This window comes from Hymenobacter sp. HD11105 (genome assembly GCF_054051685.1).
Genome location: NZ_JBSWBR010000007.1, coordinates 129,617 through 142,728, shown reverse-complemented (window position 1 = coordinate 142,728; position 13,112 = coordinate 129,617). Strand labels below are relative to the sequence as shown.

At 55.6% G+C, this 13,112-nt stretch carries 13 protein-coding genes; 5 read left to right on the top strand and 8 right to left on the bottom strand.

Annotated elements, in window-relative coordinates:
* Positions 1–7: 7 nt before the first annotated feature.
* A complete protein-coding gene (locus ACW9KT_RS18465) occupies positions 8–1,057 on the bottom strand; it encodes a hypothetical protein (protein ID WP_457083119.1) in 1,050 nt (349 codons plus the stop codon).
* Between the two features lie 11 nt (positions 1,058–1,068).
* On the bottom strand, positions 1,069–2,298 hold the full coding sequence (locus ACW9KT_RS18460) for a hypothetical protein (protein ID WP_457083117.1): 1,230 nt from the start codon (positions 2,296–2,298) through the stop codon (positions 1,069–1,071).
* A 35-nt stretch (positions 2,299–2,333) separates the two neighbouring features.
* Between ACW9KT_RS18460 and ACW9KT_RS18455 the strand changes: the two genes are divergently transcribed.
* The 4 genes from ACW9KT_RS18455 to recO all read left to right on the top strand — a co-directional run bounded on the left by ACW9KT_RS18455 (position 2,334) and on the right by recO (position 6,691).
* On the top strand, positions 2,334–2,660 hold the full coding sequence (locus ACW9KT_RS18455; protein ID WP_457083115.1) for a 2Fe-2S iron-sulfur cluster-binding protein: 327 nt from the start codon (positions 2,334–2,336) through the stop codon (positions 2,658–2,660).
* A gap of 119 nt (positions 2,661–2,779) precedes the next feature.
* Positions 2,780–3,409: a thymidine kinase gene (locus ACW9KT_RS18450; protein WP_457083113.1), complete on the top strand. Its 630-nt coding sequence runs from the start codon at positions 2,780–2,782 to the stop codon at positions 3,407–3,409.
* A 38-nt stretch (positions 3,410–3,447) separates the two neighbouring features.
* The gene (porZ, locus tag ACW9KT_RS18445; RefSeq protein ID WP_457083112.1) at positions 3,448–5,814 is read left to right on the top strand and encodes a type IX secretion system anionic LPS delivery protein PorZ; all 2,367 of its coding nucleotides are present in this window, start codon (positions 3,448–3,450) and stop codon (positions 5,812–5,814) included.
* A gap of 154 nt (positions 5,815–5,968) precedes the next feature.
* Entirely contained in the window at positions 5,969–6,691 is a 723-nt protein-coding gene (recO, locus tag ACW9KT_RS18440) for a DNA repair protein RecO (RefSeq protein ID WP_457083110.1), read from the top strand.
* A gap of 53 nt (positions 6,692–6,744) precedes the next feature.
* Here the strand turns inward: recO and ACW9KT_RS18435 are convergent, their stop codons facing one another.
* The 5 genes from ACW9KT_RS18435 to ACW9KT_RS18415 all read right to left on the bottom strand — a co-directional run bounded on the left by ACW9KT_RS18435 (position 6,745) and on the right by ACW9KT_RS18415 (position 10,447).
* Positions 6,745–7,200 (bottom strand): FKBP-type peptidyl-prolyl cis-trans isomerase, encoded by a 456-nt coding sequence (locus tag ACW9KT_RS18435; protein ID WP_457083108.1) that lies wholly within the window; start codon positions 7,198–7,200, stop codon positions 6,745–6,747.
* Positions 7,201–7,202: 2 nt separating this feature from the next.
* Positions 7,203–7,766, bottom strand: a complete 564-nt coding sequence (locus tag ACW9KT_RS18430; protein WP_457083106.1) for an FKBP-type peptidyl-prolyl cis-trans isomerase — start codon at positions 7,764–7,766, stop codon at positions 7,203–7,205.
* A gap of 60 nt (positions 7,767–7,826) precedes the next feature.
* Entirely contained in the window at positions 7,827–8,324 is a 498-nt protein-coding gene (locus tag ACW9KT_RS18425; RefSeq protein ID WP_457083104.1) for an FKBP-type peptidyl-prolyl cis-trans isomerase, read from the bottom strand.
* A gap of 85 nt (positions 8,325–8,409) precedes the next feature.
* Positions 8,410–9,366 (bottom strand): FKBP-type peptidyl-prolyl cis-trans isomerase, encoded by a 957-nt coding sequence (locus ACW9KT_RS18420; RefSeq protein ID WP_457083102.1) that lies wholly within the window; start codon positions 9,364–9,366, stop codon positions 8,410–8,412.
* Between the two features lie 37 nt (positions 9,367–9,403).
* Entirely contained in the window at positions 9,404–10,447 is a 1,044-nt protein-coding gene (locus ACW9KT_RS18415; RefSeq protein ID WP_457083100.1) for a DHH family phosphoesterase, read from the bottom strand.
* A 510-nt stretch (positions 10,448–10,957) separates the two neighbouring features.
* Between ACW9KT_RS18415 and ACW9KT_RS18410 the strand changes: the two genes are divergently transcribed.
* On the top strand, positions 10,958–11,377 hold the full coding sequence (locus tag ACW9KT_RS18410; RefSeq protein ID WP_084444100.1) for a nucleoside-diphosphate kinase: 420 nt from the start codon (positions 10,958–10,960) through the stop codon (positions 11,375–11,377).
* Positions 11,378–11,499: 122 nt separating this feature from the next.
* On the opposite strand, the gene ACW9KT_RS18405 is transcribed toward ACW9KT_RS18410, so the two are convergent.
* Positions 11,500–12,849 (bottom strand): nucleoside permease, encoded by a 1,350-nt coding sequence (locus tag ACW9KT_RS18405; RefSeq protein ID WP_457083098.1) that lies wholly within the window; start codon positions 12,847–12,849, stop codon positions 11,500–11,502.
* Positions 12,850–13,112: the final 263 nt, after the last annotated feature.

Sequence of the window (13,112 nt, the reverse complement as noted above, 5' to 3'; positions counted from 1 at the left end):
GCTGAAACTACCCGCCGCGCAGCCATTGAAAAGTCGAATGCCGCGTCAGGATCAGGCTGAACGCCACGGCAAAGACCGGCGCCGCCAGGTAGCCCATGCGCGCCAACTCGCCCGAGAGCAGCATGTGCACGGCAACGACCAAAATTAGCCCCCCACTTGCCCAGCCCAAAGGCTGTAGCCAGGCACTAATGACTGCTCTGCCGCCCCGCAAGCCGGCCAGCAAGACCAGCGTAAAGAAGCCAAAAATGCTGAACAGCTCGCCCGCACCCTTCACCGAAAACATACGTCGGAGCGAGTATTCGATGTTTTCGAAGTGATTCAATGCATTTTGCACGCTCTCCTGGGGCATTGATCCGGCCTGCACGTCGATCCAGTGGCGCACGCCATAGGTTATGGCGCCTGATACAAACAAGAGTGCCACTTGAACTGGCCACCGTATGGCACGCTGTCCGAATAGAAGCAGCCAGGGAGCTAGAAAAACGAAGGATTCCTTCGCCAAAGGCCCTAGCAAGATGCAAGCTACTAAGGCTGCTGCTGAACCGCTGCGCGCCGCGTAAAAGCCCAAGGCAACGACCAGAATATACAGGCTGTCTACGAGCGGCAGCCCGGCAATATACACCGCCCACCGGCTCGTGAGCACTGCCACTAGCGCCAAAGCCGCGGCCGCCGGCGTGGCGCCATATAGCAGGCAGGTGCGAAAAATAAGCAATCCCGCCCCGGCCAGCACCAAGGTGTTAACCAAGTAGAAAGCCAGCCGCAAAGGCCAGTCGCTAGTAGCGCGCTGAGGCCACAACTGCGTATAAAAGTGCGCGATAGGCTTGGCCACGACGGCCGCGGCGGCGGGCACCAGCACCCGGTATCGCCGCGTGAGGCTGGTGCCCCGAAACTCCCCACGCGCCACGCTCAAATAGCTGCGCGTGTCAAGGGAGTGCGAGAAGTCGTAGTGCACGTACATGGTGTAGGCGCTGCCCGCCACCATGCCCACGGCCAGCACATACACCAGCAGCCAATGAGGCCAGCGTAAGGCTGGCGGCAGACGTGAGGAAGGCAGAGCCATCAGTCAGCCTTTTAGGCGAACTTCCGGTCGATGAGCTTAAGCAGCTTGCCTACGTGCTCCTCCTTTCGCGACCAGTCGTGTTTAGCGGCCAAATCCTGAGTCACGTAGCGCTTCGCCGTTTCCGGGTCCGCAAGCGTGTCAAGGTGCTGAATAGCGGCGTGGTACTCCATGTTTTCTCCAGCAAACAGCTCATTAATAAAGCTAAAGCGCTGGTTAATAGAAATGGCTTCGCGCAATGATTCCACCCGGGGGGCTTTTTCGGCCAGCGAGGCGCCCGCTTTTTCAGGCCGCAACGATTCGCTTAGCGTTACGGCAGCCGGGCGCTCAGCTTTCAGCTTTTCATAAAGGCGAACTGGAGCAGCTTCCGTTGTAGTAGAGCGGTAGGCCGGTGCTGGCGCAACCGGGGCTGGTGCCGGGGTTGGCACAAAAGCAGGCGTCGGCACGAAGGTAGGCGTGGGTGCGGCCGGCTGGGGGGCATTTTGGACTGGCGTTGGGGCTGGGGTGGCAGCTACCGGAGCCGCTACTGGCTCCGGTGCAACTGGTGCTCGCACGGGCTCGGGCCGCGCGGGGCGGGGCTCCTCCACAGCTGCGACCGGCGTCCTCACTGGACCATCAGCCCACAGGTCGGCCTCCGTGAGCGGGAGCAAGGCGCTGAACTCCGCTACCAATCGCTCCATGAGTTGGTGACCTTTATAAGTAGCCTCCTGGTGCAACCGAAAGCGCTCCAGCAGAAAGTCGCGCTCCAACGGGGCATCCTGGGCCAAGCTGTCGATAAACTCCGTGAACAGCTCCTTATTAAAATCCAGATATCGTAGCGAATCGCGCAATTGAGCGGCAGTAGTCGTAGGCTGGCCGCCAATCAGCTTTTCCTCGAAAGTTTGAGTGGGGTCGGTGACTACGCCTAGCGTGTCGGCCACAGCGCGCGCCAATAAGGGCTCGAAAGCCTGCCGATTCAAGCGAATACGTCGGGAAAGCGTGTTCATGAATTGGGTAAGGGCCTGCCGCACATCAGGAGCCTCAAAGTCGAAGTAGGGGCTGCGCAGGCGGGCCATTTCGGCCGTCCACTGCGTTAGTAGTTGCTGCACTACCAGTAGGTTTACCTGTCGAATAGGTGTGAAGCGCAGCACGGCGGGACCATCGAGGGTAGTGGTGGGCTGGGGGCCAAAATGCTGGTCGCAGAGGTGAGCGGCCAGCCGGCGGCCATAGTGTTCGCGCTTGGCGTGGCTATATTTGTCCTTCATTTCAGATCCTGATTCAATCGGCAATTTAAGGAAAGATGCCTAGTCTGACCGTGCAAAACTTACCAGGTGCCGAACTACCCGTACCCGCCGGGGCTACCTTGTTGGCTGCCCTGCACGCCGCCGGCCACGACTGGATGCATGCCTGTGGGGGCAAAGGCCGCTGCACTACCTGCCGTTTGGAAGTGCTGAGCGGCGCGGAGAACCTAACGCCCGAGACGGCCGCCGAATTGCGTTACCGCCAAGCAGGACGCTTACTTTCTCATGAGCGCCTTACCTGCCAAACCCGTCTGCCCACGGGCCACCTCACGGCCCGCGTGCCCGAAGCCACCAAGCTGCCGCACGTAACCTACAGCCCCGCATAGCCCGTCGCCGATTTGCCCGCAACTCGTCATTAGCCTTTGCCGCTCCCCGCCGAAACCCTTACTTTAGAGGTTTAAAGTCAAGCCCGGCCAAGCGCTGTCAGCGCCTCCAAAAAGTCCTTATGTTTCTAGAACCCCGCGTCGGCACCAACCGCGAAGCCTCCCGTCGGGGCTGGATTGAGGTGGTGTGCGGCTCCATGTTTTCGGGCAAAACTGAAGAATTAATTCGTCGTTTGAATCGGGCTACCATTGCTCGCCAGCGGGTCGAAATCTTCAAGCCTGCTATCGATACGCGCTACCACGCTCACGATGTAGTGTCGCACAATGCCAACAGCATCCGCTCGACGCCCGTGGCTTTGGCCCAGGAAATCCTGCTGCTTACCAGCGGCTGCGACGTGGTGGGCATCGACGAAGCGCAATTTTTCGATGAGTCATTGATCGAAGTTTGCGTGCAGCTTGCCAACCGGGGCACGCGCGTTATTGTGGCGGGCCTAGATATGGACTACGCCGGTAAGCCTTTCGGTCCCGTGCCCGCCCTTATGGCCGTAGCCGAATACGTCACCAAAGTACACGCCGTGTGTGTGTGCTGCGGTGAGTTGGCTTCGTATTCTTTCCGTATTGCCGCTTCCGAGGATAAGATTTTGCTGGGCGAAACCGACTCATATGAAGCGCGCTGCCGGCCTTGCTTTCTGGATGGCATGAAAGAAAAAAGCCCCCCAGCGCGCGTTTCGGCCCAGTATAAAATGCTGTAGCACCGAGCACGTTCTGGTGTTGCCTTTCTTCTTGTTTCATGACTCATCCGCTGCATACCTCTCGCTGGTTTGGCTTCGTTGCTGCTTGGCTTTGCGCTCTTACTTCGGCCCTGGCACAAGGGCCCGTAGGCTACGGCGACTGGCAGCTGCATTTGCCCACCAACCAGGCTAAAGCCCTGGTCGACACGGGCCCGCGGGTATACGTAGCGACCGAAAGCTCCTTTTTTTATTTCGATAAAGATCTCAATACCACCCGCCTGCTTTCCCGCCGCGACGGCCTCAATGACGTGGGCGTGGGCACCGTAGCCTATGATTCGGTAAGTCAGCAAGTGCTAGTTGTCTATAATAATGGCAACCTAGATGTACTGCGCCCTGACAACTCTATTCGAAACGTAACCGACATTCTACGGGCCGAGATTAATCAGGCCAAAACCGTCAATCATATCCAGTTTAGCGGCCAGCGGGCCTACTTGTCCAGTAGCTTTGGCCTGCTCGTATTTGACATGACGCGGCTGGAGGTGCGCGATACTTATGTGAATATCGGGCCGGGTGGGCAGGCCGTGCAGGTGTACGCCAGCACCATCGTCCGCGACTCGATATATGCTGCTACGTCCGCCGGCTTGCTACGGGGCCGCCTCACCGATAACCTCGCTAATTTTCGCAGCTGGACTATCGATTTGCCGGCCCGGGCCGGCAATCCTTTCCGGACAATGGCGACGCAGGCGGGCAAGGTGTACGCGGGCGCCAACGGCGACCAGCTCTACCGTTTTGTGGGAGGAACTGGGGCCGGACGGGGCTGGCAACCGGTGCCAGGCTTCGCTGGGGGGCAATTTCGGCAACTCACCTCGTCGCGGGCTGGCTTGCTGGTAGTCGATGTCGATAAGCTGTCCATACTCAGCCAGCCTGGCGGCACTGTGCGCACCCTCCGCGATGCGCGCCTGCGTGATGTGCGCGCCGTAACGCGGGCGCGCGACGGCGCTTTTTACCTAGCTGACTTCCAGAATGGCCTCGTCAAAACCGCTGATGGCCAGCAGTTTGAAAGCTTCGTGACTAATGCTCCTGCCAGCGCCCGGGCCTTTAGTGTATATACCGATGCGCGCACCGGCATCACCAATGTATTCAGTGGCGGCTTCTCCGACCGATTCTTACAAAGCGACTTTTTTGGTGGCTTTTACGAATACAAAGACGGGCAGTGGACCAACATTACCCCGCAAACCGTACCTAACCGCGCTCAGTACCCGAATCCGAAAGACCTGACCCACGGCGTGCGCACTCCCGATGGTACGCTCTATATTGGCAGCTACGGCAATGGGGTGCTGGAGTGGAAAGGGCTGGGCAGCTTTCGTCAGTTTACCGATGGCAGCGGCAATAACCCACTGAAGTCGGCCCTAGCTCCACCCAAATTCCCCAATTTTGACCCCAACTACACCCGCGTCACGGACCTCACGGCAGACCCCGAGGGCAACGTGTGGGTGGTGAACCGCCATGAGTTTACCAATACGCCCAGCATCCACATCTTTAATCCGGTAGCTACTACTTGGCGCTCATTGCCGTATTTCAACGGTGCCGAAAACCTCAACGGTATCGTGCTTGACGACGGTGGCCACGCGTGGCTCTCCACGTCGCGTCAGCCCACGGGCAATGGCATTATTGCTTACGACGAAACATCCCGGACGCCCCGTTATTTTACCACGGCTAATGGTCTGCCTTCCAACGATATCTACGATATGGTGAAGGACCGGCAGGGCAGTATCTGGGTGACTACCAGCGCCGGGGTGGCTGTGCTTACCAATCCGGGTCTGGTGTTCGATGCTGGCAGCGAGGAGGTGTTTCAAAAGCCCTTTATTGTGCGCGGACCGGCCGCTAGCAGAGGCTTTGCCACGCTGAGCACCGATGTAGTACGCACCGTAGCCGTAGATGGCGCCAATCGCAAGTGGTTTGGTACCGACCGGGGCTTATGGCTGTTCAGCGAAAGCGCCGACGAGGCATTGCTAAACTTTACTACCGCCAATAGTCCCTTACCCTCCAACCGTATCTTGGACGTGGCCGTGAATGACCGCACCGGGGATGTTTTCGTAGTCACCGATGCTGGGGTGGTTTCTTATCGAGGCTCAGCTACGGTTACAGAAGGCAAGCCTACCTGCGCCAAAGTATCGCCCAACCCCGTCCGCACCGATTTCACAGGGCAGGTCGGTATTTCGGGTTTGGCCAATAACGCAGTCGTAAAGATCACCGACGTTGGGGGCCGGCTCGTGTACCAGACCCGCGCTAACGGCGGCACCCTCACGTGGAACCTAGCCGACTACAACGGCCGCAAAGTGCAGTCGGGTGTGTATATGGTCCTATCCTCTGACGCCGATGGCAAGAACACTTGCATCAGCAAAATAGCGGTGGTAGCACGGTAATTTGTTGCCGTGCTTTGGTGTTAATGAGCTATTGATAGAGCGCTCCAGTAAACAACAGAGGCCGAGACAACCTTTGCATTGCTTCAGACGTGAATGTGCGTCTTTACACCTAATACTGTGTGCAAGGAGCGGTCAGCCCATCAACAAGTAAAAAATGCTCATAAAAACGCGTGGCTTAGTCCTGAGCTACATCAAATACCGCGAAACCAGCATCATTGCGCGAGTGTACACCGAGCGGCTAGGCTTGCAGACGTATATCGTGAACGGTGTGCGCAAGGCCAAGCCACCGGGGCGCATTGCGTTATTTCAGCCCTTTACTTTGCTCGATCTGGTGGCGTATACTTCTCGTACGGGGGGCATAACGCGCTTGTCGGAGTTTCGGTGTGCCGAGCAATTTGCCAGCATTCCGTATGATGTGCGCAAGGGCAGTGTTGTGCTATTTTTGTCGGAAGTAGTGAGCCGCACCGTGTTTGAGGAAGAGGAAAACGAACCCCTGTTTACTTTCCTCCACGATTCTATTCTGGCTTTCGACAAGCAAACCTCGGGCTATGAAAACTTTGCGCTGGTTTTTCTGCTTCAGCTGGCTTCTTATCTGGGCTTCGGCATCTTGTCAGGTGAGCAGGTAACAACCCAGGTCGCGTTTGCCGGGGAGGCCAGCAACCCAGCCAACAGCAGCAGTGCGCCCACGGTGCTGCGCTTCCGCGAGTTTGACCATTACTTCGACGAGCTTCTCCGCGACCCAGCTACCGCCACCGTCCCAAATGGCCGCATTCGCCGCGAGCTGCTGGCAGTACTCATTCGCTACTATCAGCTGCACATCGAGAAGCTGGGCGACATTCGCTCGTTGGCCGTGCTTTCGGAAGTGCTAGGAGAGTAGTTGTGAAATATTCTGCATAAAAAAGCCCCCCAGCGTCGCTGGGGGGCTTTTTGTTACCTGCTTACCTTCACCATTTCCAACTCAAAAACGAGGTCGGTTTTGGGAGGAATAAGATAGCGGCGCTGGTCTTCGGGGTCGCGGACTCCCTTGGCGCCGTAGGCCAGGGCGGCCGGTATCCAAACACGGGCCCGGCTGCCGGCGGGAAGTAGCAGCAGCACTTCATCCCAACCCTTAATTACCTCGCCCCGCCCGACGCGGCACTTCAGCGGCCGGCCATCCGACGCCGACGAATCGAAGAGGCGGCCATTGGGCAGAAAGCCTGTGTAGTTCACCACTACTCGGTCGCCAACCTTAGCAACCGACCCTTTGCCCGGCTGATGAATAAAGTAGCGCAAGCCCGAGGCTGTCCGAACGGTGTCCGCCGGCCCTTGGGCATAAACTCCGCCAGCTCCGGTGAGCAGCATTAGTAGCAGCGCTAAATAGCGCCAGCAAGGCGAGGTGGGGGGCATTTTTACCGGATGTCGGTGATTTCGACGTCGAAGACGAGTACCTGATTAGGTAGAATTCTATAAGAGCCAGCCCCATCGGTGCTGCCAGCGGCGCCATAACCCAAATACGAAGGAATGATTAGAGTTTTTCGGTCGCCATTCTTCATTTCAACGAAAGCCTGGTCCCATCCCTTAATTACTTCACCATTACCAATTAGGAAGGTGCCGCAGTCGCAGGGAATACGCTTGTCAAATGAGCTGTCGAAGACCGCGCCGTTCTCGATAAATGTACCTCGGTATTTCACCGTTACACGATTGCCAGCCTTTACCTGCGCTCCAGTACCATTTACGATGGGTATCATAAACAAGCCCGACGGTAGACGAGTAAACTCCGTGATATTGTTCTTAGCTAGATAAGCCTGAATCTTGGTCTCGTCGATTACTTTATACTCTTCTTCCTGCTTGCGTATCTGCTTGGCGTATTTCTCCTGAGTGGTGTCACCGCAGGCGACCAAAAAGGGCCCAATAGCCAGCAGAAGCAGCACTACTCGATTGAGCCAAGAGGAGGTAAAAGAAGTCTTCATCATCGTATCGCCTTTGTACTTAAAAATAAACCAGTCCGGAGTATAACGTAACAGGTAGCGTGGTTATTTAACGCCTACAAGCTCCACGTCGAAGCGCAGCACCGTGTTAGGCGGAATTGAGCCACCACCGGCTCCGCGCGTACCATAGGCCTGCGCCGAGGGAATAAGCAGCGTAGCCTTGCCACCCTGGTTCATGAGCGCAATACCTTCGTCCCAACCTGCAATAACCTGACCTACACCTAACTGAAAATCAATGGGCTTGCCGCGCTTTACAGAATTGTCAAACTCCTGACCGTCGAGCAGCGTGCCAACATAGTGCACCGATACTACTTGACCCGGCTTGGGCTTGGCACCGGTACCTACCACAGTCGGTACATAGTACAGGCCCGATTCCTGGCGCTGCGCACCAGTAATGTTGTTTTTGGCGATGTACTCGCTGATGATCGTTTCGTCCTTTTTTACATAATCTACTTCCTTTTCGCAGGCTGTGAGCAGGGGAGTGCTAGCTACCAGCAGCACTGCCAGGCGAGAGAAAATAGAGCGTTTGAGCAACTGAATCATAGACGCAAAAAAAGAATCGGAAAAAGAAATAAAAAAAGCCGTCGTGGCCGGCCCAGAGGCCTACGCACGACGGCTAGGGGGCAATTTACTTTACGTCAACCAACTCCACGTCGAAGCGGAGCACGGCATCGGCCGGAATATCGGCGCCGGCGCCACGCTGGCCGTAGCCCAGCGTAGAGGGAATGAGCAGCGTAGCCTGGCTGCCTTCGTTGAGCAGGGCAATACCCTGATCCCAACCCGGAATAACCTGACCTACGCCCAAGGGAAACTCGATTGGCTTACCGCCTTGCTTCTCCGACGAGTCAAATACTTTGCCGTCGAGCAGCGAGCCTTTGTAGGTCACGGCTACCGTTTGGCCTTGCTTGGGCTTAGCGCCGGTGCCGGGCTTGTTCACTACGTAGTAGATACCGGAAGGAGACTTCTCGGCCTTCAGGTTGTTTTTCTTGATGTAGTCCTGCAGGATTACGTCGTCTTTCTTGATCTGCTGCTCAGCATACGCCATCATTTTGCGCTGCTGCTCTTCCATCATCTTCTGCTGGTCGGCCATAGCCTCCTGCTCCGATTGTAGCTTGTCGGCCTTCACGAACATTGTCATCGTGTTGCCGGCTTTCTTCATGAACGGCGGCACAGGCGCGCGGAATGACTTGGCAAAAATGGTGTCAACGTTGAAGCGGAAAACTGCGCTGTCGCCGGGCTGAAGCATAGAAAGCGCTTCTTCCAGGCCGCCTTTGGTTTTCAGCTCCTCTAGCTTGATGCGCATTGGTACGCCCATCTGGGCCTTGCGCGAATTGAACAGAATGGAATCCTTGGCTGTGCGGTACTCCACATTCAGAGCCAGGATTTTGCCCAGACGGTCTTTGTAGGTTGCGTCGCCCTCGGGGCTTACTTCCCGCTCGGTGTACTTGCCACCTTCGCTTTTGAAAAGTTTGTACTCAAAGCCGGATTTGGCCTTCGTGAAGTCACCGCCGCCCTTGTTGCAGGAAGCGAGGCCTAAAATGCCGGCGGCAAGCGCCAAGCCTAGAAAATTGCGTTGGAAAAGCATGAAAAAGGAAAGAGGGTTGAAGTAAAATCGAAGCAAGTTACGCTGCGGGCGGCGCAACCGCTAGCGGGGCCGTCACGAGCTGGGTTTGATACTGAGGCAATAAGCTGAGGAACCGTTGCACGGTCGCGTCCAAAGAGTCGTGGCTGATACCGCCGGATGCGTTGAGGTGGCCGCCACCCTGGAAGTGCTTGCGAGCAAATTCATTTACCGAAAAGCCCCCCACCGAGCGGAAGGAGATTTTTACAGCCTGGCCACGGTCGATGAGTACGGCCGCAAACACCACGCCCTCAATACTTAAGGCAAAGTTGACCAAGCCTTCGGTATCGCCGGTTTTGGACTGGTACTGGCGCAGCTCTTCTTGAGTGATGGCGATGTAGGCCGTGTTGTACTCGGGCAATACCACCAGCTTATCCTTCAGCACGAAGCCCAGAAAGCGCAGGCGCATTTCGGAGTGTGAATCGTAGATGCGGCGGTGCACGGAGCTTAAGTCGATGCCCGCATCGAGCAGCTCGGCAATAATCAAATGCACATTGCGCGAGGTGCTGGGGTGGCGAAACGAGCCCGTATCGGTCATGATGCCCGCGTAGAGGCTCTCGCCGATACCCACGTCAATCATGTCCTGGTCGCCCAAGTCGCGGATTACCTCAAACACCAGCTCGGCCGTGGCCGCTGCTTTGGGGTTAGAGAAATCCAGGTCGGCAAAGTTTTCCGGCTCCAGATGATGGTCGATGAGCACCTTGGTGCCTGGGGCGTTGCGGATATAGCTGCCGAGCTCGTTGATGCGGTTCAGGCAGCTAAAGTCAAGACAGAAGATAACCTCGGCCGTACCAATAATTTCACGCACTTGGGCATCGTTGCGGCGGGCATCGTAGACGATAACATCTTCGTTGCCGGGCATCCAAGCGAGAAAATCGGGATAATCGGAAGGGGTGACGACGGTGACGTGGTGACCTTTTTTACGAAGGTACCCGGCTAGCCCCAAGGAGGAGCCAAGCGCGTCGGCGTCGGGTTTGTGGTGTGTGGTGATAAAAATCTGCCGGGGCTGCGCGAGCAACTCCTTCAGAGCTGAGATTGTGGACATTGCCTACTGATAGGTGGCTGAAATTCGGTGGTTTAGGCCGGAAGCAAGGCGGCAAAATTCGGAAATAATCCGCAAATAATTTTCGTCCTAACAATAGACCGTTGGGTTTAGGTTCGGTAAAGGCCTAGAGCTTCGTAATCAGTTGAGGAAGAGAAAGTTCTCTTTTTATAAAAAGTTGCAGCAAACCATTCTACTGAATGTCATGCAGAGGCGTAGCCGAAGCATCTCGCGTGTTTAGCTGGATTACCGACCTCTCATCAGCACGCGAGATGCTTCGGCTCCGCCTCTGCATGACGTTCTAGATTTAATGTAGAAGGCCATGCATAACTCTTAATTAAAGCCTGACCTAGCGTATTAGCACGAAGCTGGGGGGCTTTTTAGGGTCGATTTCAACTTGCCTAGCGCTCAGGTTCTCAACCCAACCAACTTTCGTCTACTTTTGCGGCCGCAATCTGCCACGGATTTGCGCTTCGCAAGTCTTATTTACTCTTACCACTTTACTACAACAGAATGGCCACTAACCGCACATTCACGATGATTAAGCCCGACGCGGTACAGGAAAACCACATTGGTGGCATCCTGCACATGATCGAAGAGGGTGGCTTCCGCATCGTTTCGCTTAAGAAAGTACGCCTGACGCCTGAGCGCGCCGGCAAATTCTATGAGGTTCACAAGGAGCGTCCCTTCTACCAGGATCTGGTAAAATATATGTCGTCGGGCCCAATTGTGGCGGCTATTCTGGAGAAAGACAACGCAGTTGCCGATTTCCGCACCCTGATTGGTGCTACCAACCCAGCCCAGGCGGAAGAAGGCACCATTCGGAAGAAGTACGCCAAGAGCATTGAGGCCAACGCCGTGCACGGCTCCGACTCCGACGAGAACGCACAAATTGAAGGCGACTTCTATTTCAGCGCCGACGAGCAGTTCTAAGCTAGAGCAACTCCAAATTCAACAAAAAACCCGCTCTGCATGACGCAGAGCGGGTTTTTTGTTAGACTACATTTAAACTAGTTTTTTACTGTTTTTATACTTTTGGAGCAGCCTGGCTTCATTTATGCTTCTCCAGCGGCCAGCAGTGGCCCAGGTTGCTCCACTTCCTCTATAAGCGCAGGCTCGTGCTTATGCTTGAACAAGATGAGAAATAGCACGGCCACAACCAAGGCGTAGCCGGCAAATGACAGCCAAATGCTTTGCCAGTCCTTCGTGACGCCATCGGCGGCAGTGAAGTATTTCTCGATGACGAGGCCGCTTACCAAGCTACCAAACACGGCACCAAAGCCGTTGGTCATCATCATAAACAAGCCCTGCGCACTGGCCCGGATAGAGGGCGCGGTCTGAGTTTCGACGAACAGCGAGCCGGAGATATTGAAAAAGTCGAAGGCCATACCGTACACGATGCACGAGAGGATAATCATCCAAAGATTAGAATCCAGATTGCCGAAGGCAAACAAGCCGAAGCGTAGTACCCAGGCAATCATGCTAAAGAACATCACCTGCTTAATGCCAAAGCGGCGCAGGAAGAAGGGAATAGCCAGAATGAATAATGTCTCGGAAATCTGCGAGATAGACATGATGATGGCCGGATATTTCGCAGATAAGCCACTCAGAGTTTGAATGGGCTGGGATGCTAGTTGCGATAAAAGCTGTGACCAAGACTCAGTGCTGATGGGGGCTACATTGCTGCTAGCGTCGTGCAGGAAGGTGTCGCCGTAGGCGTTGGTCAGCTGCAAGGCCGCGCCCAATAGCATAGCGAAGAGGAAGAAGGTGAGCATTTTGGTGTCGCGCAGCAAAGCAAACGACTTCAAGCCCAGCACATCGACCAAGGAACGGCTCGGCGTGTCTTTCGCGATAGGCGGACACTTCGGCAGCGTAAACGAATAGAAACCTAGCAGAATAGCCGCGCCGGCAGCTACATAGAACTGGTTGGCCGATTTCTCGAATCCTAGCAGACTCACCGTCCACATAGCCACGATAAAGCCCACCGTGCCCCACACCCGAATAGGTGGATAATCCCGCACCACGTCGCCGCCTCGGCTTTTGAGCACATAGTAAGACACGGCAATAGAGAGGGCCAGCGTGGGCATGTAGAAGATCATGTTTAGCAGCATCACCCAGAACATGGTGCCGGGGTCAGTGACCAGCGGCACGGTGAACAGCACAATGCCCCCCAGAATGTGCAGGATGCCGTAGAGCTTCTCGGCATTCATATACTTATCGGCGATGATGCCCATGATGGAGGGCATGAAGATGGACGCAATGCCCATCGTCGAGAAGATGGCTCCGAACTGAGCTCCAGACCATTGCTTGGTTTGAAACCAATACGCCCCGATGGTGATCAGCCACGAACCCCAGATAAAAAACTGTAAGAAGCTCAGGATAATGAGACGCAGCTTGATACTCATGTAGGATCAGGTTAAAAGAGAGGAATTTTCGGCGAGTAAGCGTGCACAGCTGAAGACCGCCGAGAGCAGCGAAGCCGGCACCAAACCGAGGAGCCAGACTTCAGAAAAGAAGTGGGAAAGGCAGCAAAAGAGAACAACCTGGTCGCTTGCACAGCCCAGGCATTCAAAGATAGAGAAAATCGAAAACGAAGCGGGTGGGAGAGAAGCTAGTTTAGGAAGCAAAAAAGTTTGTGAAATAGTTTGGTTTATAATGTAAACTAGTT

What these genes read in the sequence shown, in the direction of transcription:
- ACW9KT_RS18435 (WP_457083108.1), bottom strand. Translation starts at nt 7,200, where the DNA reads ATGCCCCCCACCTCGCCTTGCTGGCGCTATTTAGCGCTGCTACTAATG.
- ACW9KT_RS18415 (WP_457083100.1), bottom strand. Translation starts at nt 10,447, where the DNA reads ATGTCCACAATCTCAGCTCTGAAGGAGTTGCTCGCGCAGCCCCGGCAG.
- ACW9KT_RS18450 (WP_457083113.1), top strand. Translation starts at nt 2,780, where the DNA reads ATGTTTCTAGAACCCCGCGTCGGCACCAACCGCGAAGCCTCCCGTCGG.
- ACW9KT_RS18465 (WP_457083119.1), bottom strand. Translation starts at nt 1,057, where the DNA reads ATGGCTCTGCCTTCCTCACGTCTGCCGCCAGCCTTACGCTGGCCTCAT.
- ACW9KT_RS18420 (WP_457083102.1), bottom strand. Translation starts at nt 9,366, where the DNA reads ATGCTTTTCCAACGCAATTTTCTAGGCTTGGCGCTTGCCGCCGGCATT.
- ACW9KT_RS18410 (WP_084444100.1), top strand. Translation starts at nt 10,958, where the DNA reads ATGGCCACTAACCGCACATTCACGATGATTAAGCCCGACGCGGTACAG.
- porZ (WP_457083112.1), top strand. Translation starts at nt 3,448, where the DNA reads ATGACTCATCCGCTGCATACCTCTCGCTGGTTTGGCTTCGTTGCTGCT.
- recO (WP_457083110.1), top strand. Translation starts at nt 5,969, where the DNA reads ATGCTCATAAAAACGCGTGGCTTAGTCCTGAGCTACATCAAATACCGC.
- ACW9KT_RS18460 (WP_457083117.1), bottom strand. Translation starts at nt 2,298, where the DNA reads ATGAAGGACAAATATAGCCACGCCAAGCGCGAACACTATGGCCGCCGG.
- ACW9KT_RS18430 (WP_457083106.1), bottom strand. Translation starts at nt 7,766, where the DNA reads ATGATGAAGACTTCTTTTACCTCCTCTTGGCTCAATCGAGTAGTGCTG.
- ACW9KT_RS18455 (WP_457083115.1), top strand. Translation starts at nt 2,334, where the DNA reads ATGCCTAGTCTGACCGTGCAAAACTTACCAGGTGCCGAACTACCCGTA.
- ACW9KT_RS18405 (WP_457083098.1), bottom strand. Translation starts at nt 12,849, where the DNA reads ATGAGTATCAAGCTGCGTCTCATTATCCTGAGCTTCTTACAGTTTTTT.
- ACW9KT_RS18425 (WP_457083104.1), bottom strand. Translation starts at nt 8,324, where the DNA reads ATGATTCAGTTGCTCAAACGCTCTATTTTCTCTCGCCTGGCAGTGCTG.